A 19685-nucleotide genomic window follows, 5' to 3' on the forward strand; every position below is an offset into this window, starting at 1 on the left:
ATGTAAAGCTCCTTTGGACCCTCTGCGTGTAAAGGTAAAACTCCTGTGCGGCAGGCACTTTCCCCTGTCTGGATAACGTTATTTTTGTTACAGTTATCGCCCTTTTATTACCCTTTGCGACAGGGCTTTTAAAAGTCGCTGATTTAACAATCAATTCTGGAAGGATCCGGAAACTCCTGCTCAGGCTGCTTATCTAACAATGTATAAACAATGCCAGTCTGCGCCTAAGCCCCTTACGGGCACGATTAACAATGATGTTCAGGAATGATTGATGGATATTTTGCAAGCATTGCTGCATGCCTTATGGCAGCAGGATTACGAAATGCTCTCCGACCCAACATTGGTTTGGGCCATTTATGGCGTGCTGTTTATGATTCTGTTTCTGGAAAATGGGCTGCTACCCGCCGCCTTTCTACCCGGCGACAGTTTGCTCATTCTGGTTGGGGTGCTGATTGCTAAAGGCACCATGGGCTTCCCGCTTACCATTCTGATTTTAACTACCGGCGCTAGCCTTGGATGCTGGGTGAGCTACATTCAGGGCCGATGGCTGGGCAATACGCCCACCGTGCAAAACTGGCTTTCGCATCTGCCGGCGCAATACCACCAACGCGCACATAGCCTGTTCCATCGCCACGGTTTATCGGCTTTGCTGATTGGTCGCTTTATCGCCTTCGTGCGCACCTTGCTGCCGACCATCGCCGGGCTCTCAGGCCTGAGCAATGCACGCTTCCAGTTTTTTAACTGGGTGAGCGGATTCTTGTGGGTGCTGATTCTTACCGTATTAGGCTTCGCGCTGGGTAAAACCCCGATTTTCCGGCGTTATGAAGATGAATTGATGTTGTGCCTGATGCTGCTGCCGCTAGTGCTACTGGTCGTTGGTCTGGTCGGTTCGTTAGTGGTGCTTTGGCGCAAACGTCAGTCAACTCGTAACGGGAATCCATAATCATGTTCAAATTTAATGGATTCCCAAGGCGCTTCCTGCCTTGGGCGCTGGGTGGCGCGCTGGCGCTGCTGGTTGTCTGTTCTGTCCCAACGCTGATGCAGCACGAAACCGTGGTTAAAATCCGCGTGGCAAACAACGGCACCAATCTGCCAGATGGTTTCTATCTTTATCAGCAACTTTCGGCACAAGGCGTGCGTATCAAAAGTATTACGCCTTCTGGCGATGCGTTGGTCATTCATTTTGAGAATGAAGAGCAGAGCCTGGCAGCGCAGAAAGTGCTGAAACGCCTGTTGCCACAAGGGTTCGTCGTGGCTGCTGGGCCGCAGGCTTCGCAGCAATACCCTGACGCAAATCGGCCAACGTACAGTTAATCGTCACCGCCTGACAATAAGCCAGGCGGTGAGTCAATCCTCGCTATCCCCGCGTCTTCTTTGAATTTTTTCGTCTGCTGTCTATCCTTAGAGGTAGCGTAAGCCTAAGACATGCTGGGAAGCTTCTCCTGTCTGCTCTCAGGCAGGTCATCAACAATGGAAGGTCACTACCTGATGAAACATCAATTACTGCTAGGTGCTATTCTTTTCTCACTCTCGGGTTCGCTGCTGGCGGCTGAATCGCTCTGTCAGCAAAAAGAGCAGGATATCCAGCACGAAATCGATATGGCGAAGCAGCATAACAACCAGCGCCGTGTCACCGGCCTGGAACGCGCTTTAACCGAAGTGCGTGCAGGCTGCACCGACGAGAAACTGAAATCTGCGCATAGCGAACGCATCACGGCGCAGAAACACAAGGTTGCTGAGCGTGAACGTGAGCTTAAGGAAGAGCGTCAGGACGGCGACAAAGACAAAATTGAGAAGCGCGAGCGTAAGCTTGAAGAAGCCCAGCACGAATTGAAAAAGCTTGAAGCAGAACCTTATTAATCGGACTTAACTCAATGCTGTAAAAGGAGATTTCCATGGCTAAAGAATCAACATCTGAACATCTGCGCGCTGAATTGAAAAATCTGGCTGATACCCTGGAAGAAGTGCTGAGCAGCTCGGCGGACAAATCCAAAGGTGAGCTGGATAAACTGCGTCACAAAGCGCGCGGCGCTATCGAAAGCTCCCGTGAACGCCTTGGCGATTCTGGCGAACGTATTGCACAAACCACGCGTGAAGCGGCGGAAAAGGCGGATGAATACGTACGCGATAATCCATGGCACGGCGTCGGTATCGGCGCGGCGGTAGGTATTTTAATCGGCATTTTAATCTCACGGCGTTAATGATGAGTGATAGTCAGCAAAGCCACGGCCCCGGCAAAGGGGTCTTTAACATTGGGCAGCGGATAGTTACCACACTGGTGAGCATGGCCGAGACACGCGTCCGTCTCGCCATCGTGGAACTGGAAGAGGAAAAGGCAAACCTGATTCAGATGCTGATGATGGTGGGCCTTACCATGCTGTTTACTGCTTTCGGACTTATGAGCCTGATGGTGCTGATCATCTGGGCGGTGGACGCACAATATCGCCTAATGGCGATTGCCATTACCACCGGCGTGCTGTTTGCGTTGGCGCTGATTTTCGGCTTATGGACGCTCTATAAATCGCGTCAGTCAACGCTGTTGCGCCATACGCGTAAAGAGCTGGATACCGATCGTAAATTGCTGGAGGAGCATCGCTCATGAGCCGCCGCGAACGTGAAGCTCGCATTCACGAGCTGCTAAATCAGGTGCAGCAGCAGCGGCTCGACCTCAGCGCCGATAGCCGCGACTGGCTAACCAGTACCGCACAGTACGATCGTGGCTGGCTCACGCTTATCGGCATGCGCCGCTATCTGGCGATTGGCAGCAGTGCATTGGCGATTTGGTCGATCCGCAGCCCCAACCGTCTCCTGCGCTGGGCCAAACGTGGCTTCGGCGTCTGGAGCACCTGGCGCATGATTAAATCGACGTTAAATACACGCTAATTCCTCTCTCTAAAACCGGATCGGCTTGATTCGGTTTCGTTCCCTCAAATTTCCTGAATAACACTGACAGTTTATCTCGCTTACAACTCTTTCAAGCTGCGATTATCATCTCCCTCCATCAACCCAGAGAACTGAAATAAGCGGTTCAACGGGATTCAAAACCCGCAGGCCAACAACCTGCAACAAAAACCTTGTTGGAGTAGATGATGAAAAAATTCGAAGACTCAGGCCTGCTGGTAGCACGCGTATTAATGACCATTCTGTTTATCACCGCAGGCTGGGGCAAAATCACCGGTTACGCCGGTACCGCGCAGTATATGCAATCCATGGGCGTCCCGAGCTTCATGCTGCCGCTGGTTATTTTGCTTGAGTTCGGTGGCGGCCTGGCAATCCTGTTCGGTTTCCTGACGCGCTTTACCGCGCTGTTCACCGCAGGCTTCACTCTGCTGACCGCGTTCCTGTTCCACAGCAACTTCGCTGAAGGTGTTAACCAGCTGATGTTCATGAAGAACCTCTCCATCGCTGGTGGTTTCCTGGTGTTGGGTCTGGTAGGTCCAGGCGCTTACAGCATTGACCGCCTGATTCGTCAGCGCGTCCAACCGGCGACCGCACGCTAAGCAGCACAAGCGTCACAGAGCACATATACTCAATTGCAGGGGCGGGGATTTTCCTCGCCCTCTTTTTTTATGGAGGGCTTATGGGACAGCTGATTGACGGTGTCTGGCATGACACCTGGTACGATACGAAGTCAACCGGAGGCCGCTTCAAACGCACAGAAGCCGTTTGGCGCAACTGGATTACAGCCGATGGCAGCGCCGGCCCAACCGGTAAAGCGGGCTTCGCCGCCGAACGCGATCGCTATCATCTCTATGTCTCACTCGCCTGTCCGTGGGCGCACCGCACGCTGTTGATGCGCCAGCTTAAAGGATTGGAAGAGATGATTTCGGTTTCAGTGGTGCATCCGCTGATGCTGGAAAACGGCTGGACTTTCGACGATGACTTCCCCGACGCCACCGGCGACTCGCTGTATCAAAATGAGTTTCTCTATCAGCTTTATCTGCACGCCGACGCGCAATACACCGGACGCGTCACCGTACCAGTGCTGTGGGACAAAACGCAGCACACCATCGTTAGCAATGAATCCGCCGATATCATACGCATGCTGAATAGCGCGTTTGATGCGCAAGGCGCACGCGCCGGTGATTACTATCCACCGGCACTGCGCGACAAGATCGATGAACTGAACGGCTGGATTTACGATACCGTGAACAACGGCGTGTACAAGAGCGGCTTTGCCACTTCGCAGGCGGCCTACGATGAGTCGGTGACATCACTGTTCCACTCACTGGCGCGCCTGGAGCAAATTCTTGGCCAGCATCGTTATCTCACCGGCGACAAGCTTACCGAAGCCGATCTGCGACTCTGGACCACGTTAGTGCGCTTCGATCCGGTGTACGTTACCCATTTCAAGTGTGACCGCCATCGCATCAGCGATTACCGTAATCTCAGCGGTTTCCTGCGAGACATTTACCAAATGCCTGGCATTGCCGATACGGTCAATCTGCCGCATATCCGCCATCACTACTATTGCAGCCACAAAACCATCAACCCAAGCGGCGTGATTTCGCTGGGCCCAGCGTTTGACTGGGACGAGCCGCACGGGCGTGGCTGATGCCCTTTTCCTTCTCCCGCTTGCGGGAGAAGTTTCGGATGAGCGGAACGGCTTCACCGATTTCCCCCAAGAGAAACAGGCAATCATCAGGCAGAATCAGACTCACTCCTTCATCCCTTCACTGGCTACAGTTAAACGACTCTCACCGTAAACTGGAGCGACTATGAAAACCTACGGTTATGCTGCACTGAGCGCTGATGCGCCGTTAACCCCGTTCGCCTTTGAACGCCGCGCGCTGCGCAATAACGATGTGGCCATCGAAATCGTCTACTCGGGCGTCTGCCACAGCGATCTACATCAGGCAAGGAATGACTGGCAAGAGTGGGGACCGACCGTTTACCCACTGGTACCAGGACATGAAATCATTGGGCGCGTTATTGATGTCGGCAGCGACGTTCAACGCTACACAACAGGACAATGGGTGGCGGTGGGTACTATTGTCGATAGCTGCCAGATATGCGATCAGTGTCGCCGTCATGAAGAGCAGATGTGCCGCGAATTCCCGACGGTGACCTATAACGGTCGCGATCGCCTCACTGGCGACATCACTTATGGCGGCTATGCCAAACATGTGGTGGTGCGAGAGGAATTTGTCCTCAATCTGCCGGAGGGACTCGATCCTGCTAGCGCCGCGCCGTTATTGTGCGCCGGTATCACCGTATACTCGCCATTACGTACCTGGAACGTCGGGCCGGGATCGCGCGTCGGCGTAGTGGGCATTGGCGGATTGGGGCATCTGGCGGTGCGACTTGCCGCCGGCCTTGGTGCGGAGGTGACAGTAATCACCCGCAGCGCGGGCAAGGCCGAAGAAGCACATCAACTCGGTGCTGAACATGTGTTGCTTTCAACCTCGGACGAGGCAATGCAGCAGGCAGCATCCTCATTTGACGTGATCATCGATACCATTCCGACCCGCCACGATGTCTCGCCTTATGTACAGCTGCTGGATGTGGAAGGCGCATTGGTGATTGTTGGTGCGCTCGGCAATATGGAGGCATTCAGCTCGTTGCCGCTGATTATGGGGCGTCGCCGCATTACCGGTTCGCCGTCCGGTGGCATTGCCGAAACGCAGGAGATGCTGGATTTCTGTGCGCGTAAAAACATCCATCCGGATTGCGAAATCATTAATATGCAGCAGATTAATGATGCGTTTGAACGCATGGAACGCGGTGATGTGAAGTATCGCTTTGTGATTGATATGGCCTCATTAACCGCGGCCTGATAAGCGTCTACTATCAGCCGGTGCATCCGGCTGGTATTAGCGCACCGCCATCGCCAGATTCCCTGTCCCCGCCAGCAGCTGCGCTTTGTCCCTAATCGGGGTGGCGCCAAACATGCGCTTATATTCACGATGAAATTGCGTCACGCTCTCATAGCCGACGCGAATCGCCGCGCTTGATGCATCGATCTCTTCCGCAATCAGCAAACGGCGCGCTTCATACAGCCGTAAATGCTTCTGAAATTGCAGCGGGCTCATGGTGGTCATGCGTCGGAAATGGTGATGGAGCGTCGATACCCCCATTCCTGCCCGCTGTGCCAGCGCCTCGACGCTCAACGGTTGCACATAATTTTCTCGTAACCAGTTAATGGCAATCGAGACGCGCTGGCTACTGGTTCCGGTTAAAACGGTCTCACGAAATACGCTGCCCGCTTCACTGGTTAAGATGCGATAAAGAATTTCGCGCTGAATGAGATCGCTGACATAACTGCTGTTGTGTGATGAATCATGATTAGCGAGATAGCGCAGCACCGCATTCAGCAAAGAACAATCTGCCGCGCCCAACGACATGCCGCTATTCTGCGGATTCACACGGCTGCCGTGCTGCTCCATATCGGCGATCACTTCGCGCGCCAGTGGCAAATCCAGCGTGATGAGTAGCGACAGAAACGGTTCTTCCGCACTCGCCTGCGGCACTTCGGCAATGGTAGGCAAATTAACGGCGGTAAGAAAAAAGCGCGACTCATTATAAGTGTAAGTTGTATCACCAAGTGACACGCGCTTTTCACCCTGAATAATTAGCGAAAGACTGGGTTCATAAATATAGGACATTGGTGGAGTGGGCTCATGCAACTCCGCCATCATCATCCCAGGAAAAGGCTTCACAATATTGGGCCGGCTACCGGTGTACGTCTGCAAGCGAGCGGCAATCTCGCGACGCAACGCTGCGGTTTGCTGGCGCAGCGCGTTTGGCCAGCGATCAATCGGCTGAAGATGCATGCTATTTTCACCTGTGACGAAACAGAGCGGAATGATCGCTAGCCTAAACTATCCCGCCCCGTATGTTGAGGTGGATTGTGCGCCGGTAAGTTATTATGCGAACTTAATTAGCAACATACCGATTAATAACAGTGCCACGCCCAGCCAACCCGTGCGGCTCAGTCGCTGGCCGAATAAAATCCAACCCGCCGCTACCGTAGCAACTAATCCCAATCCGCCCCACAGCGCGTAGGCGACGGTCAGGTCGATACCTTTCACCGCCTGCGCCAGCGCGCTAAACGCCGCCAGCACGGCAACCAGCGATAACACGCCATAAAGGGGACGGCGGAAGCCATTGGAGTATTTCAGAAAGATATTGGCGACAATCTCCAGCCCAATCGCCAGCGCCAACCATGCGATATGCAGCCCATTAAACGTTGCCATGGCGCAGCTCCTTACGACTCAGCGTGCCCGTTTTAATCAAGACGATGCCAGCGATTAATGTCAAAAGCCCGACGACTTTCACCGCAGATAAAGCTTCCTCGAATAGCAGCACGCTAAACAGCGTAATGAACAGAATACCTACGCCTTCCCACATGGCATACGCCACGCCAAGCGCAATACGCTTAATGGCAAAAGAGAGGAGAATATATGAGAGTGCAATCATCACCAGCATAAAAATATAACCGGCATTGCCACCGTTAACGCTGGCCCATTTCATTGAGACAGTACCGATAATTTCCGCGGCGATCGCCAGCGCTAATAAAATCCAATACAACATGATTTCTCTCCTGAACGAGAAATAAACGCCGTCCACGCCAAAAATAAGCGTGTTAGCAAAGTTAAATTAAAAAATCAGAAAAGGAGAGAACGGAACTATAGCGCGAAGCGCCAGTGCTGATCGCAGATTGGGCAGTTTGACTCAGGAAAAGAAGAAGAGATAAAAGTGTTAATTGGCGCAAACATTTTGTCCATAAAATTACAACTTATCCACGTTGTTGCTTCTCGTCAGTGTGGATTAAATTTGTCCTCAGTAGTTAAACACCCGCATATTCTGGCATAGCCGTAATAATGTTTTGCGAGATTTTCATTTCTTTACGTGGGCGAGACTACGTAATTTTTCGCGCATTAATACCCTCACCCATTGGGAGAGGGAACCGTTGGTGGCAGTTTGACAGCTCGCGCGATCGGTCCCCAGAAAACACAAAACCCGCCGAAGCGGGTTTTGTGTTGAAAAAAGTCGAAACTGACCGATAAGCCGGGTTCTGTCGTGGACAGTCATTCATCTAGGCCAGCAATCGCTCACTGGCTCAAGCAGCCTACCCGGGTTCAGTACGGGCCGTACCTTGTGAACCCCTATTTGGCCTTGCTCCGGGTGGAGTTTACCGTGCCACGAACTGTTGCCAGCCGCGCGGTGCGCTCTTACCGCACCCTTTCACCCTTACCTGATCCCATTACTGGGCCATCGGCGGTTTGCTCTCTGTTGCACTGGTCGTAGGCTTGCGCCCCCCAGGCGTTACCTGGCACCCTGCCCTATGGAGCCCGGACTTTCCTCCCCTTTGCCCGTCTCCCCCCGAAAGAGGACGACGACAAAGCGGCGACTGTCTGGTCAGCTTCGGCGCGGGATAATAGGCGATCCGCCGCCGTTTGTCACGCCTCTTGCTGATCCAGCGCGTACTTATAGAGCGCGTTCTTCTTAACGCCATGAATTTCCGCCGTCAGCGCAGCAGCTTTCTTTAACGGCAGCTCTTTTTGCAGCAGCGCCAGAGTACGCAGCGCTTCAGCGGGTAGCGCTTCTTCATCCGCTTTATGGCCTTCAACAATCAGCACCATCTCGCCCTTGCGACGGTTTTCATCTTCCAGCACCCACGCCAACAGCTCGCCCACCGGCGCACCGTGCAGTGACTCCCAGGTTTTGGTCAACTCGCGCGCCAGCACCACGTAACGTTCGGCACCCCACACGCTGACCATATCCTGCAGGCTATCAATCAGGCGATGGGTGGATTCGTAGAAAATCAGCGTACGCGTCTCTTCACCCAGCGCGCGCAGCACATCACAGCGCCCTTTGCTTTTGGCCGGCAGAAACCCTTCGTAACAGAAACGATCGGACGGTAACCCCGCCGCGCTTAATGCTGTAATCGCCGCGCAGGCACCTGGCAATGGCACCACGCGCACGCCGGCTTCACGACAGCGACGCACCAAATGGTAGCCCGGATCGTTGATCAACGGCGTGCCCGCATCGGAGACCAGCGCAATGCTCTGGCCCTCTTGCAGCCTGGCTAACAGCACCTCGGCTTTCTGCTGTTCGTTGTGGTCGTGAAGTGCGAAGAGTCGCGCATTGATGGCGAAATGTTGTAGCAACAGCCCGGTATGACGTGTATCTTCCGCTGCGACTAGATCGACGCTTGAGAGCACCGTCAACGCTCGTTGAGTGATATCACCCAGGTTACCGATCGGGGTAGGAACGATATAGAGCGTGCTGGCAGAAATCTCTGCCCGATCGAGTTGTTTCATTGTTTCATCCGAATTGCCGATTTAATATTGAGCATCTTGAAAAAAACATCACTGGATACAGTATGCTTCCTTCAAAAGTCGTACGTCATAAAGCAGGACGCTTAGTACCTGTTCTTCTCGCTGGGCTGATTTTAGCCGCTTGTAGTGGTCAGGGACCGCAACAAACCTCTAACGTCAATATTCAGGGTCCTGCGACTGGCCGGTCTGACTATTATCTGCAACAGGTGCAGCAAAGCAGCGATGATAGCAAGACCGACTGGCAATTACTTGCCATCCGTGCCCTGTTGAAGGAAGGAAAATATCCACAGGCCGCCGATCAGCTGAAACAACTACCGCAACAGCTCAGCGATGTGCAACAGCAAGAACTGCTGCTGCTGCGTGCGCAGATGCAGATTGGTCAGCAGGATTTCGGTGGCGCGCAACAGTTACTTGGCCAGGTGAAAACCGGCGATCTGTCGCAGGATCAACAAGTGCGCTACTACGCGCTGCAAATTGCCGCAGCGCAGAATCGTCCATCGCTCGCGCTGCTGCGCGCCTATATTGCACAGGAACCGCTGCTCAAAGCGGCCGATCATCAAAGCAATATCGATGCCACCTGGCAAGCGCTGACGCAGATGACCCAGGATCAGATCAACAGTCTGGTGATCAATGCGGATGAAAATACGCTGCAAGGCTGGCTGGATCTGCTGAACACCTGGCGGGCCAATAGCCAGGATCCGCAAATGCTGAAAGCCGCAATAAAGGACTGGCAGACGCGATATCCGCAGAACCCAGGCGCAAAAACGCTGCCAACCCAGCTGAGCCAGGTGCAGAATTTCACCAAAGCCTCCACCAACACCATTGCGTTGCTGCTGCCACTTAACGGCCAGGCGCAGGTATTTGCGAGCGCGATTCAGAAAGGCTTTACGGACGCGCGTAACGGCGTGCTGAATGCTCCGGCACCACAAGCAGCGCCCGCGCCTGCTGCGGCCGATAATAATGCCCAACCGGCTACAGACGCGAATGCCGAGGCGAATAGCGTGGTGAGCCCGGCGATGGCGGGTAACACACCGCAGCAAACGGAACAGCCGCAACCCGCCGCTCAACCGGCAGCAGCCCAAGGCGACAGCAGCGCGCAGGTGAAAGTGTATGACACCAGCAGCCAGCCCATTGCCCAGGTCATGCAGCAGGCCCAGCAGGATGGCGCCACGTTGGTGGTTGGCCCCCTGCTCAAAAACGATGTGGAACAAGTGGTGAACAGCCAAACAGCGCTTAACGTATTAGCGCTGAATGAGCCGGAACAGATCCAGAACCATCCGAATATTTGTTATTTTGCGCTTTCTCCTGAAGACGAAGCGCGCGATGCCGCGCATCATATCTACGAGCAGGGCAAACGTCAGCCCTTGCTGTTGGTACCGCACAGCAGTTATGGCGATCGCATCAGCAAAGCCTTTGCGCAAGAGTGGCAAAAGCTGGGGGGGTCAACCGTGCTGCAGCAGCGTTTTGGCGGCGTCGCGGAGTTGAAGCAAGGCATCAACAGCGGTGCGGGTATTGCGTTAAGCGGTACTCCGCTGAACGTCGAGCCTGATCAATCACAGAGCGTAGCGATTGCCGGCCTGACGATTCCTGCGCCACAAACCAGCACACCGGCGCCTGTGGCGGATACCAGCGGCGGCAGCGTTGATGCTGTCTATATTGTCGCCAGTCAGGATGAGCTGCAGCTGATCAAGCCAATGATTGCGATGCGCACCAGCAGCCGCAGCAATACTGCACTTTACGCCAGCTCGCGCAGTGCCCAGGCTGGCGCTGGCCCGGATTTCCGTCTGGAGATGGATGGCCTGCAGTTCAGTGATATTCCGCTGCTGTCTGGCAATAATCCTGGCCTGATGCAGCAGGCGGCAAAGTCGTTTAACAACGACTATTCGCTGGTTCGTCTTTACGCGATGGGCATTGATGCCTGGACGCTGGCGAATCACTTTAACCAGATGCGTCAGGTGCCAGGCTTTGCCATTGATGGCAACACCGGCAAGCTGAACGCCGACGCGGATTGCGTGATCAACAGGAAGTTGGCATGGAACCAGTATCGTCAGGGACAGATCGTTCCGGTGCAGTAAATCGTCAGCGCATTGGCGCTGAGCAGGAACAACTGGCGCGCCGCTATCTGGAGCGCGCCGGGCTGCAGTGGTTCGCCAGCAATGTGCGCTGTCGCGGCGGGGAAATTGACCTGATTATGCGCGATGCCGATTGCTGGGTATTTGTTGAAGTGCGCTATCGGCGCGATGCGCGCTACGGCGGAGCCGCCGCCAGCGTGACGCGCCAGAAACAGCAAAAGTTGCTGCGTGCTGCCGCGCTCTGGTTGCTGGCACGCGGCGGCAGTTTTGATACGGTGAATTGCCGTTTTGACATCATTGCCATTACCGGGCGTGAGCTGGAGTGGCTACCCGATGCCTTTAATGCCGATGGATAGAACCAGGTGGTCTTGTGCAGGACAGAATTAAAGCGTGTTTTACCGAGAGTATTCAGACACAAATCGCCGCAGCCGAAGCGCTGCCCGATGCGATTTCTCGTGCGGCGATGACGCTGGTGCAGTCGCTGCTGAACGGTAACAAAATCCTGAGCTGCGGTAACGGTGCGTCATCCGCCAACGCGCAGCATTTTGCCGCCAGCATGATTAACCGTTTTGAGACGGAGCGCCCAAGCCTGCCGGCGCTGGCGCTGAGTGCGGATAATGTCATGCTGACAGCGATTGGTAACGATCGTCTGCATGACGAAATTTACGCCAAGCAGGTTCGAGCGCTTGGGCAGGCTGGCGATGTGCTGCTGGCCATTTCTACCCGTGGTAACACCCGCGATATTGTCAAAGCGGTTGAAGCTGCGGTTACTCGCGATATGACCATCGTTGCGCTAACCGGCCATGACGGCGGCGAGCTGGCGGGCCTGCTCGGTCCGCATGATGTGGAAATTCGCATTCCATCACATCGCAGTGCTCGCATTCAGGAAATGCATATGCTGACCCTGAACTGCCTGTGCGATTTGATTGATAACACTTTATTCCCACACCAGGAATGACTGAAGGAGCTCAAATGAAAGCATTGAACGCTGTCGCCATTCTATTAACCGCCATGCTGCTGCAAGGCTGTGTCGCCGTGGTTGCTGGCAGTGCCGCCGTGGCCACGAAAACCGCCACCGACCCGCGCACCGTGGGCACGCAGGTGGATGACGGGACGCTGGAGCTGCGCGTAACTAACGCACTGGCAAAAGATGAACAAATCAAAAGCCAGGCGCGCGTAGTGGTGACAGCCTATCAGGGCAAAGTGCTGCTGACGGGTCAGTCTCCAACGCCGGATCTGGCAAGCCGAGCTAAACAGATTGCAATGGGCGTGGATGGCGCCACCGAGGTGTATAACGAAATCCGTAGCGGCCAGAAAGTCAGCTTCGGCACCTCGTCGTCAGATACCTGGATCACCACCAAAATTCGCTCGCAGCTGCTGGGCAGCGATCAGGTGAAATCCTCTAACGTGAAAGTAACCACAGAGAACGGTGAAGTGTTCCTGCTGGGTCTGGTAACGCCAGAAGAAGCGAAGGCGGCGGCCGATGTTGCCAGCCGTGTGAGCGGCGTGAAGCACGTCACTACGGCGTTCACGATTCTCAAGTAAGCGTTAAAGCACATCATCAGGGCGACTTTGGTCGCCCTTTTTTATGCCGGAAGATCAATCACCAGCGCGCGCAGCGGCGTTCTGGCCTGCAGGCTGATGTGGTGTTCATCTCTGAGAAACGCGCCATCACCGCAGCTGAGCGGCTGCTGCTGCGCGCTACTCGCCTGCACATCCAGCGAACCATGAATCGACTGCAAATAAGCGCGCGGCCCGTGCAATTTCACCGTATGCTGCTCGCCCGGCGCTAATGTCACCTGATGCACCCACACTTGCTGGCGAAGCTGCAGGCTGCCATCCGCGCCATCGGGCGACGCAATCAGCACGCTGGTTTTTTGCGGTAACTCGCGCTTTTGTAACAGCGGATTTTCACGTTCTGGACATGCCGCTAACCACAGCTGCATGCGGGTTAACGGGCGATCTTTACTGATGTTGATTTCACTGTAATTCACGCCCGGGCGCGTAGAGAGCAGCATCGCTTCGCCTTCCCGGGCGATAAGATGATTGCCTTCGCTATCGCGATACTCTGCTTCACCCTGCAACACCAGATTGAGCACATCAACCTGCGGGTAGCTGCGCGGCTGGAAGGCGGCGCCCGGTGCCAGGATTTCCTGGTTAAGCACGCGCAACGAGGCATAGCCCATCAGTTTTGGGTCAAAATAGTGGCCAAACGAGAAGCTGTAACGCGCCTGCAACCAACCGAAATCGGCTTGGCCACATGCGGACGCGCAGCGGGTTGTCATCATGATAATCCTCCGAGGCGCTGCGGTGAGATTCGACCGCAGGCTTAATAGGATCATGGTAAAAGTCTGGACGCCGGATTGTAAGCCAGTTAATCTGCCTGGCATGTTCAAATTTACTGACAGAGAATCGGGATGGCAAAAGACCGCGCGTTAACCCTGGAAGCTTTACGTGTGATGGATGCTATTGACCGTCGTGGCAGTTTTGCCGCCGCGGCCGATGAACTGGGTCGCGTCCCTTCCGCGCTGAGCTACACCATGCAGAAGCTGGAAGAGGAGCTGGATGTGGTGCTGTTTGACCGCTCCGGCCACCGCACCAAGTTCACCAACGTGGGACGTATGCTGCTGGAGCGTGGTCGCGTACTGCTGGAAGCGGCCGATAAACTCACCACCGATGCTGAAGCGCTGGCGCGCGGTTGGGAGACGCATCTCACCATCGTTGCCGAAGCGTTGGTTCCTACCGAACGTCTGTTTCCGCTGGTGGATAAGCTGTCAGAAAAAGCCAATACCCAGATTTCGCTGATCACCGAAGTATTAGCGGGCGCCTGGGAGCGCCTGGAACAGGGGCGCGCAGATATTGTTATCGCCCCGGATCTGCATTTTCGCGCCTCAACCGAGATCAACACCCGCAAGCTCTACAGCGTTATGAGTGTGTATGTTGCCAGCCCGGATCACCCGATTCATCAGGAAGCCGAGCCGCTGTCAGAAGTGACGCGCGTGAAATACCGCGGCATTGCGGTGGCAGACACTGCGCGTGAACGCCCGGTACTCACGGTACAGCTGCTGGATAAACAGCAGCGGCTAACGGTAAGCAACATGGATGACAAACGCCGCGCACTGTTGGCAGGTTTGGGCGTTGCAACCATGCCGTATCCGATGGTGGAACAAGATATCGCAGAAGGCCGTTTACGCGTGGTGAGCGCGGAATATACGCGCGAAGTAGACATCATTATGGCGTGGCGCCGCGACAGCATGGGCGAGGCGAAATCATGGTGTTTGCGTGAGATTCCGAGATTGTTGGCGAAGCGCGGGTAGGATTGCACGTCACGCGTTTTGTAGGGTCGGCATTTATGCCGACCGGGTCAAACGTCGCATAACCATCACAACCGGCTCAAACAATCGATCGCCACCGCTTTAAAGCTGATAAAATCCGCGCAATCGCGTAGCCGCGTTGTCGCTCTTTCACGCAGGAAAGTGACGAACAGATCGTAAATCGCCATCGCCTCTTCGTATTCACTCTTACTGATGGCCAGCAGGAAAATCACCGACGCCGTCTCTTCGCCCCAGCTAACGCCGTGCGGCGCCAGCACCGTATACACCACGGTTTTCTTTGCCAGCAACCCGAGTGAGTGCGGCAGCGCGATGCCTTCGCCAAGCAGCGTGCTGACAATCGCTTCACGCTCCTCAACCGACGGATTGAAATCCGCATCAACATAGCCTTCGCTCTCCAGCTGCTGACACAGTAAACGGAACAGATCCGCCTGCGCCATGGGCTTATCCAGCACCATAAAGTGCTGCGCGTCGAAGTACTTCTCCAGCATGTAGGGCCGCGTACGATCCACCAGCACCAGCTTGCCTACCTGCTCCAGCTGGAATTCGGTGGGGAAAGGCGACATCACGGCAATCGGCTTGTTCTTCTCGGTTAACCGCGCGGTAGAAATCACGAAATCTTCGTCGATTTGCTCTCGTAGCTCGTAATCACGCTGCGACAGCCGCGCCGTTACCACCAGCTGGGGGTATTTACGTAGCAACAGCGCTTCAATCATGCGCAGCGTCGAGTTACCGCTGTCACACACCAGCAGCACCTGCGGATGGCGCTGATAGCCAACGTCATAATGCCTCTCCAGCCCGACGCCGATGTGCAGCACCAGAAAACCGATCTCGTTCTCACTGATGGTGTAAGGCGTGTATTTGCCCCAGCTGGTAACTGCCGCCAGCGTCACATCGTAGGCCATGGGATAGTGCTGTTTGATGTTACTCAACAGCGGATTAGGTATGTGGATTTGGTAGCGCACCCGGGTGATCATGGTTTTGATATGGGTGAGCAGATCGGCGCGCAGCTGCTCATCGTGCTGCAGCCGATAGTTGTAATGGGTGTTGATGTAATTCAGCAGGTAATCGACCAGCGCATCAGCATCATCGGCATTGATGGTGCTGGGTGCCAGCGCCTGAATTTGACGCGCGGCGATGTTAACGCGCAGCCAGTTCTCTTCCGCCTGCGAAATTGGCTTGCCGACCAGCGGACGCATCAGATTAACCAGATCGTGAGCCGCCTCGCGCACCTCATCGCCCACATCTTCCGCACCCGGATCGTTGAGGGGAAAACCTTCGCTGATACGTCGCACCGCCACCGCGCAGTAAATTTGCAGATAGCGATCGCCTTCATCGCTGAGACGAATCGCGTGCTGGGCAAAGCACTGTTGCAGCAAGGGCTCGAGCTGCGCCAGAATGCCGCTGTGTAGCGCCTCCACCGTCAGCAGCGGGCTGTCCGGCGTTTCCTGATCAATCTGCCACAGCAAATCGGTTAAGCAGGTGCGGATCGCCGCCTCGCTGCCAAACAGCTTCATGCCGTAATGCGGTTTGGTTTCGATATTGAGGTGATAGCGGCCGAGCCATTCGCGAACGATCGCCATATCGCTTTGCAGCGTGGCGCGACTGACAAACCACTCCTCCGACAGATCTTCCAGCTTGATGGAATAAGCGGCGGTGAGAAACCGCGTCAGCAGGTAGCGCACGCGTTCCTGCGAGGTGCGCGGCACGCGCAGCGGCGTGGCGCTCTCTTCCTGCAGCCGGCCAAAGCGCGCCGCATCATCAATTTTGAGTTGATATCCCGCGCCGCGCGCCAGCACAAACTGCGCGCCGTGCTGCTCCAGCAGCGCGTTCAGCGCGGTGATATCGGTGCGCACCGTGCGCGTCGAAACGGAAAAGCGGCGTGCCAGCTCATCCTGCGGCAGCGTTTCATTTTGCAGCGCAGCGAAAAGCTGGGTCAGACGCTGATTGGGAAATCTCACGGAGCTCACCTGTTACTCATTTGTTACAGCAGTTTCTTGCACGTTGCCAGAAGCTGCCGCACGTCGTCAATGCGCGTGTCGCCGCTTGCGCTATCAATAATCGAACTGTAGACGTGCGGGATCACTTTGCTTACGCCTGCATCGAGCGCAATACGTACAATCTCTTCGAAGTTGTTAAGATCGATGCCGCCGGTTGGCTCCAGCCAGAAGTCGTGACGCGCACAGGCTTCCGCCACCGCGCGATACTCATTCACCGCCTTCAGGCCGCCCATTGGGAAGTATTTCACCGAGCTGCCGCCCATGTCCTGCAGCATGGCGATGGCGCTGTCGATCGGCACAATCGCGTCGGCGTTCTTTGAGCTGCGCGGTCCGGTGGAGATTTTCACCATGCCAGGCGTGCCGGTGGGTGAAATCAATCCGTTCACCACGGTTTGGCTCTGGCCGAGCAGTGCGCGGCTGGTCGCCACGCCGGTGAACACCTGATTAACGTGCTGCGGCTGCAGCACCGCCGAGATCTCGCTCACCATCGTCGACTGATTGGGATCGCCCGCGCCCAGCCCAACCGACAGCGCGTTGTCGATCAGCGCCGCATACTCACGCATATCGGCAATCGCGTCTTCATTACTGGCATAGTTTTTCGATAACACGCCGACCAAAACATGCCCTTCGGCCGCCTGCCAGATTTCTTTGGCATTCTGTTTGGAACCGGCCAGTACGTTAAGGCACAGGCGATCCTGATAAAAATTCGGGTTCAGACTCATGCGCGTTTTCCTCCGCTGATCAACGCCTGGATAGCGCTAAAGATGATGTGCAGCTGATCGGCGCTGACGCTGCGCACATCGGCTTCGATAATGCCTTCGTTGGCTTTGTAGCCACGGAAATAGATGGCGATGTCGCCGGTTTTCAGCGCCTGTACCAGCTCGCCGGTCGGCCAGCCGGTGACCGCTTCATCGAACTTGATTTCGGCACGCGCAATATCGCGCCCTGCCGCATCCCACACCACGCGCGCGCTCACGCCGTTCAGCGTGTTGAGGTTGTCGATAAACGGCGTCATGTTAGCCACCATCTCGGCACCGCTGGTTTTTGGCTGTACCAGATAGTTTTCAATTGCCTGCGTCAGGCCGAGGATGCCCTCTTTGCCGACTTTCATCGCGCGGCCAATGCCGTTGCTTTGACGTTTCACCCACTCAACGTACTGCGTGCGGCCAATCACCAGACCGCTGGTTGGACCTTCAATCGCCTTGGCACCGCTGTAAATCACTAAATCAGCGCCCATTTGGTAATAGCACTGCAAATCTTCTTCAGCTGCGGCATCCACAATCAGGGGAATACCGTGTTTGCGCGCCACGACGGCCGCCTGCTCAACGCTCAGATGGCTTTTCTGTACGCAGTGGTGCGATTTGATATACATCAGTGCCGCGGTGGTGGGCGTGATCGCCGCCGCCAGCTGCTCTGGCGAACATTCGTTGCTGTAGCCCGCTTCGATCAGGCGACCACCACCCAGCGCCACCATGGTGCCGACCGGTGCGCCGAAGTTCACGTTGTGCCCTTTTGGCACCACGATATCGTGCGGTACGTTGAGCGGCGCGGCGTGCAGATTTTCCAGCAGCCAGTCGTTGTCTTTAACGATCACCGCCGCCACGCTCTGCGCGATGCCCGCCGAGGCGCAGGACACCACTACTGCGCTTTCCACGTCCAGCAATGTGGCGATGTAAGCGCCGGTCTTGTTGACCAGATCTTTCATCTCGAAATAGTGATTCAGACCGTAGCTCACGGTGTCTACCACATCCGCGGACGGCGTGGACACGCCTAAAATCGTCATGCGGCCCGAGGCGTTGATGACCTGTTTCAGGTCATATTTTTCATAAATCGAAGACATGATTGGCTTTCCCTTCATCAGTCAGATGCCAGTGACCGCCGATAACTACGGCCTGCGGCAGCAAATGTTGTTCACCCAAAACCTGGTCGCCTTCAGCATCGACGAACGAGCGGGTTTCCTCTTTGACGGTAAAAATGGTCAGGTCGGCGTCATAACCTTCGGTTAAACGCCCTTTGCCCGCCAGACGCAGGCCAGCGGCGGCATTGGCGGTGACGCACGCAATAATTTGCGGCAGCGTCATGCCAATACTGAAGAATTTCGACATCACGTGCGCCAGGCTATGCACCGGTCCGTTGAGGCGGTTGCGGCAATAAATGTCGGAGCTGATGGTGTCAGGCAGAATGCCCTGCGCGATCGCCTCGCGTGCCACTGCAAAACTGAAGCTGGCGCTGCCGTGACCGATATCCAGCTTCACGCCACGCGCGATGGCATTTTTCACTGCGGCTTTGAGCTCGCCCTGCGGAGACAAGATACGGTTCGGTTTGCCGTTGAAGCAGTGCGTGATGATGTCGCCGGAGGTCAGCAGATCGGCAATCTCCTCCAGCACCGGCGGATTGTTACCGATGTGCACCATCAGCGGCAGATTGCCTGCTGCCTGCTGAATGGCTTTGGCGCGCACCAGCGGCTGAATGCCGTTTTCGCCCACTACGCTGCTGCTCATGCGCGCTTTCAGGCCAACGATAAAGTCGGGACGGCGTTTTACCGCCTGCACCACCGCATCGCCATCGATCTGCGCCATATCGGCCAGCTCGTTTTGCGTCACAATGCCGGTGCGGGAAATGTTAATCAGCGCGCGAACTTCGGTGGTTGCCGTACGCGTGAGCTGATAGAAGTCGTCGATATCATCCGCGCCGGTGCTGCCCGCATCAACCACCGTGGTGACGCCTTGCGCCATGCCAATGCTATCGGCTTCATCGTGATAAATCGGGGATTTGGGATAACAGTGCACGTGGCTATCAATCCAGCCAGCGCTCACGTAGAAGCGCCCCGCCAAATCGCGCTCCTGCTGCGCCGTGCCATTCACTTCACCGACGGCGGCAATTTTGCCGTGCTGGATGGCTATATCCACCAGCTGTTCGTCGCACAGACGTGCGCGGCGCAGAATCAGATCAAACATGCTCACTCCTTTACTGCGATTTTTCAGGTGCGCATGAATG

At 55.6% G+C, this 19685-nt stretch carries 23 protein-coding genes and 1 other RNA gene; 14 read left to right on the forward strand and 10 right to left on the reverse strand.

What is annotated here, in order from left to right:
* Positions 1-271 precede the first annotated feature (271 nt).
* The 9 genes from AC07WB_RS16990 (at position 272) to AC07WB_RS17030 (ending at position 5777) form a co-directional block, all read left to right on the forward strand.
* Positions 272-943 (forward strand): DedA family protein, encoded by a 672-nt coding sequence (locus tag AC07WB_RS16990; RefSeq protein WP_097095936.1) that lies wholly within the window; start codon positions 272-274, stop codon positions 941-943.
* Between the two features lie 2 nt (positions 944-945).
* Positions 946-1314, forward strand: coding sequence for an EnvZ/OmpR regulon moderator MzrA (mzrA, locus tag AC07WB_RS16995; protein ID WP_097095935.1), 369 nt, complete (start codon positions 946-948; stop codon positions 1312-1314).
* A gap of 174 nt (positions 1315-1488) precedes the next feature.
* Positions 1489-1860, forward strand: coding sequence for a DUF1090 family protein (locus AC07WB_RS17000; RefSeq protein ID WP_141400238.1), 372 nt, complete (start codon positions 1489-1491; stop codon positions 1858-1860).
* Between the two features lie 35 nt (positions 1861-1895).
* On the forward strand, positions 1896-2201 hold the full coding sequence (locus AC07WB_RS17005) for an ElaB/YgaM/YqjD family protein (RefSeq protein WP_008103512.1): 306 nt from the start codon (positions 1896-1898) through the stop codon (positions 2199-2201).
* A gap of 2 nt (positions 2202-2203) precedes the next feature.
* Positions 2204-2602, forward strand: coding sequence for a phage holin family protein (locus AC07WB_RS17010; protein ID WP_176519205.1), 399 nt, complete (start codon positions 2204-2206; stop codon positions 2600-2602).
* A complete protein-coding gene (locus tag AC07WB_RS17015) occupies positions 2599-2883 on the forward strand; it encodes a YqjK-like family protein (protein WP_097095932.1) in 285 nt (94 codons plus the stop codon). Before AC07WB_RS17010 ends, AC07WB_RS17015 begins: the two co-directional genes overlap by 4 nt.
* A gap of 206 nt (positions 2884-3089) precedes the next feature.
* On the forward strand, positions 3090-3500 hold the full coding sequence (locus AC07WB_RS17020) for a DoxX family protein (RefSeq protein ID WP_097095931.1): 411 nt from the start codon (positions 3090-3092) through the stop codon (positions 3498-3500).
* Positions 3501-3580: 80 nt separating this feature from the next.
* On the forward strand, positions 3581-4555 hold the full coding sequence (locus tag AC07WB_RS17025; protein WP_097095930.1) for a glutathione S-transferase family protein: 975 nt from the start codon (positions 3581-3583) through the stop codon (positions 4553-4555).
* A gap of 163 nt (positions 4556-4718) precedes the next feature.
* The gene (locus tag AC07WB_RS17030; RefSeq protein ID WP_494940915.1) at positions 4719-5777 is read left to right on the forward strand and encodes an NAD(P)-dependent alcohol dehydrogenase; all 1059 of its coding nucleotides are present in this window, start codon (positions 4719-4721) and stop codon (positions 5775-5777) included.
* A gap of 36 nt (positions 5778-5813) precedes the next feature.
* Here AC07WB_RS17030 and AC07WB_RS17035 read toward each other — a convergent pair whose 3' ends face one another.
* From AC07WB_RS17035 to rsmI, 5 genes are all read right to left on the reverse strand, one after another.
* Positions 5814-6773, reverse strand: coding sequence for an AraC family transcriptional regulator (locus AC07WB_RS17035; RefSeq protein ID WP_494940916.1), 960 nt, complete (start codon positions 6771-6773; stop codon positions 5814-5816).
* Between the two features lie 93 nt (positions 6774-6866).
* Positions 6867-7196, reverse strand: a complete 330-nt coding sequence (gene mdtI, locus AC07WB_RS17040; RefSeq protein ID WP_494940917.1) for a multidrug/spermidine efflux SMR transporter subunit MdtI — start codon at positions 7194-7196, stop codon at positions 6867-6869.
* On the reverse strand, positions 7183-7533 hold the full coding sequence (gene mdtJ, locus AC07WB_RS17045; protein ID WP_097095926.1) for a multidrug/spermidine efflux SMR transporter subunit MdtJ: 351 nt from the start codon (positions 7531-7533) through the stop codon (positions 7183-7185). The genes mdtI and mdtJ overlap by 14 nt, the downstream gene beginning before the upstream one ends.
* Positions 7534-7990: 457 nt before the next feature.
* An RNA gene (gene rnpB / locus AC07WB_RS17050) (RNase P RNA component class A) lies at positions 7991-8369 on the reverse strand.
* Positions 8370-8402: 33 nt separating this feature from the next.
* Positions 8403-9266, reverse strand: a complete 864-nt coding sequence (gene rsmI / locus AC07WB_RS17055; protein WP_345828202.1) for a 16S rRNA (cytidine(1402)-2'-O)-methyltransferase — start codon at positions 9264-9266, stop codon at positions 8403-8405.
* Positions 9267-9328: 62 nt separating this feature from the next.
* Between rsmI and AC07WB_RS17060 the strand changes: the two genes are divergently transcribed.
* Genes AC07WB_RS17060 through dolP form a run of 4 tightly spaced genes read left to right on the forward strand, consistent with a single transcriptional unit; the run spans position 9329 to position 12901 of the window.
* Positions 9329-11359 carry a penicillin-binding protein activator gene (locus tag AC07WB_RS17060; RefSeq protein ID WP_494940918.1) on the forward strand — a complete coding sequence of 677 codons (2031 nt, stop codon included), beginning with the start codon at positions 9329-9331 and terminating at the stop codon, positions 11357-11359.
* Positions 11317-11712 (forward strand): YraN family protein, encoded by a 396-nt coding sequence (locus tag AC07WB_RS17065; RefSeq protein WP_345828198.1) that lies wholly within the window; start codon positions 11317-11319, stop codon positions 11710-11712. The genes AC07WB_RS17060 and AC07WB_RS17065 overlap by 43 nt, the downstream gene beginning before the upstream one ends.
* Positions 11713-11726: 14 nt before the next feature.
* Positions 11727-12314, forward strand: coding sequence for a DnaA initiator-associating protein DiaA (gene diaA, locus AC07WB_RS17070; protein WP_007890352.1), 588 nt, complete (start codon positions 11727-11729; stop codon positions 12312-12314).
* A 14-nt stretch (positions 12315-12328) separates the two neighbouring features.
* Complete coding sequence (gene dolP / locus AC07WB_RS17075) at positions 12329-12901, forward strand: division/outer membrane stress-associated lipid-binding lipoprotein (protein WP_345828191.1); 573 nt, start codon at positions 12329-12331, stop codon at positions 12899-12901.
* 41 nt (positions 12902-12942) lie between these two features.
* Here dolP and AC07WB_RS17080 read toward each other — a convergent pair whose 3' ends face one another.
* Positions 12943-13644, reverse strand: coding sequence for a pirin family protein (locus AC07WB_RS17080; protein WP_345828189.1), 702 nt, complete (start codon positions 13642-13644; stop codon positions 12943-12945).
* Between the two features lie 129 nt (positions 13645-13773).
* Here AC07WB_RS17080 and AC07WB_RS17085 point away from each other — a divergent pair, with 129 nt between their 5' ends.
* On the forward strand, positions 13774-14673 hold the full coding sequence (locus tag AC07WB_RS17085) for a LysR family transcriptional regulator (protein WP_400458236.1): 900 nt from the start codon (positions 13774-13776) through the stop codon (positions 14671-14673).
* 65 nt (positions 14674-14738) lie between these two features.
* Here the strand turns inward: AC07WB_RS17085 and AC07WB_RS17090 are convergent, their stop codons facing one another.
* From AC07WB_RS17090 to AC07WB_RS17105, 4 genes are read right to left on the reverse strand one after another with little or no spacing between them, the layout of a single operon-like run.
* On the reverse strand, positions 14739-16649 hold the full coding sequence (locus tag AC07WB_RS17090; protein ID WP_097097644.1) for a BglG family transcription antiterminator: 1911 nt from the start codon (positions 16647-16649) through the stop codon (positions 14739-14741).
* Between the two features lie 23 nt (positions 16650-16672).
* Entirely contained in the window at positions 16673-17410 is a 738-nt protein-coding gene (dagF, locus tag AC07WB_RS17095; RefSeq protein WP_400458234.1) for a 2-dehydro-3-deoxy-phosphogluconate aldolase, read from the reverse strand.
* A complete protein-coding gene (locus tag AC07WB_RS17100) occupies positions 17407-18528 on the reverse strand; it encodes a DgaE family pyridoxal phosphate-dependent ammonia lyase (RefSeq protein ID WP_494940919.1) in 1122 nt (373 codons plus the stop codon). Before AC07WB_RS17100 ends, dagF begins: the two co-directional genes overlap by 4 nt.
* The gene (locus AC07WB_RS17105) at positions 18512-19645 is read right to left on the reverse strand and encodes an amidohydrolase/deacetylase family metallohydrolase (RefSeq protein ID WP_345828182.1); all 1134 of its coding nucleotides are present in this window, start codon (positions 19643-19645) and stop codon (positions 18512-18514) included. Before AC07WB_RS17105 ends, AC07WB_RS17100 begins: the two co-directional genes overlap by 17 nt.
* Between the last annotated feature and the right edge of the window lie 40 nt (positions 19646-19685).

It is taken from the genome of Pantoea sp. GW821-FHT03E06 (genome assembly GCF_059420725.1).

Coding starts and splice junctions, on each gene's coding strand:
- AC07WB_RS17005 (WP_008103512.1), top strand. CDS start 1,896: ATGGCTAAAGAATCAACATCTGAACATCTGCGCGCTGAATTGAAAAAT.
- AC07WB_RS17080 (WP_345828189.1), bottom strand. CDS start 13,644: ATGATGACAACCCGCTGCGCGTCCGCATGTGGCCAAGCCGATTTCGGT.
- AC07WB_RS17030 (WP_494940915.1), top strand. CDS start 4,719: ATGAAAACCTACGGTTATGCTGCACTGAGCGCTGATGCGCCGTTAACC.
- AC07WB_RS17060 (WP_494940918.1), top strand. CDS start 9,329: ATGCTTCCTTCAAAAGTCGTACGTCATAAAGCAGGACGCTTAGTACCT.
- AC07WB_RS17010 (WP_176519205.1), top strand. CDS start 2,204: ATGAGTGATAGTCAGCAAAGCCACGGCCCCGGCAAAGGGGTCTTTAAC.
- AC07WB_RS17065 (WP_345828198.1), top strand. CDS start 11,317: ATGGAACCAGTATCGTCAGGGACAGATCGTTCCGGTGCAGTAAATCGT.
- AC07WB_RS17105 (WP_345828182.1), bottom strand. CDS start 19,645: ATGTTTGATCTGATTCTGCGCCGCGCACGTCTGTGCGACGAACAGCTG.
- mzrA (WP_097095935.1), top strand. CDS start 946: ATGTTCAAATTTAATGGATTCCCAAGGCGCTTCCTGCCTTGGGCGCTG.
- mdtI (WP_494940917.1), bottom strand. CDS start 7,196: ATGGCAACGTTTAATGGGCTGCATATCGCATGGTTGGCGCTGGCGATT.
- AC07WB_RS17020 (WP_097095931.1), top strand. CDS start 3,090: ATGAAAAAATTCGAAGACTCAGGCCTGCTGGTAGCACGCGTATTAATG.
- AC07WB_RS17100 (WP_494940919.1), bottom strand. CDS start 18,528: ATGTCTTCGATTTATGAAAAATATGACCTGAAACAGGTCATCAACGCC.
- AC07WB_RS17000 (WP_141400238.1), top strand. CDS start 1,489: ATGAAACATCAATTACTGCTAGGTGCTATTCTTTTCTCACTCTCGGGT.
- AC07WB_RS17025 (WP_097095930.1), top strand. CDS start 3,581: ATGGGACAGCTGATTGACGGTGTCTGGCATGACACCTGGTACGATACG.
- AC07WB_RS16990 (WP_097095936.1), top strand. CDS start 272: ATGGATATTTTGCAAGCATTGCTGCATGCCTTATGGCAGCAGGATTAC.
- AC07WB_RS17085 (WP_400458236.1), top strand. CDS start 13,774: ATGGCAAAAGACCGCGCGTTAACCCTGGAAGCTTTACGTGTGATGGAT.
- dolP (WP_345828191.1), top strand. CDS start 12,329: ATGAAAGCATTGAACGCTGTCGCCATTCTATTAACCGCCATGCTGCTG.
- mdtJ (WP_097095926.1), bottom strand. CDS start 7,533: ATGTTGTATTGGATTTTATTAGCGCTGGCGATCGCCGCGGAAATTATC.
- AC07WB_RS17015 (WP_097095932.1), top strand. CDS start 2,599: ATGAGCCGCCGCGAACGTGAAGCTCGCATTCACGAGCTGCTAAATCAG.
- rsmI (WP_345828202.1), bottom strand. CDS start 9,266: ATGAAACAACTCGATCGGGCAGAGATTTCTGCCAGCACGCTCTATATC.
- AC07WB_RS17035 (WP_494940916.1), bottom strand. CDS start 6,773: ATGCATCTTCAGCCGATTGATCGCTGGCCAAACGCGCTGCGCCAGCAA.
- dagF (WP_400458234.1), bottom strand. CDS start 17,410: ATGAGTCTGAACCCGAATTTTTATCAGGATCGCCTGTGCCTTAACGTA.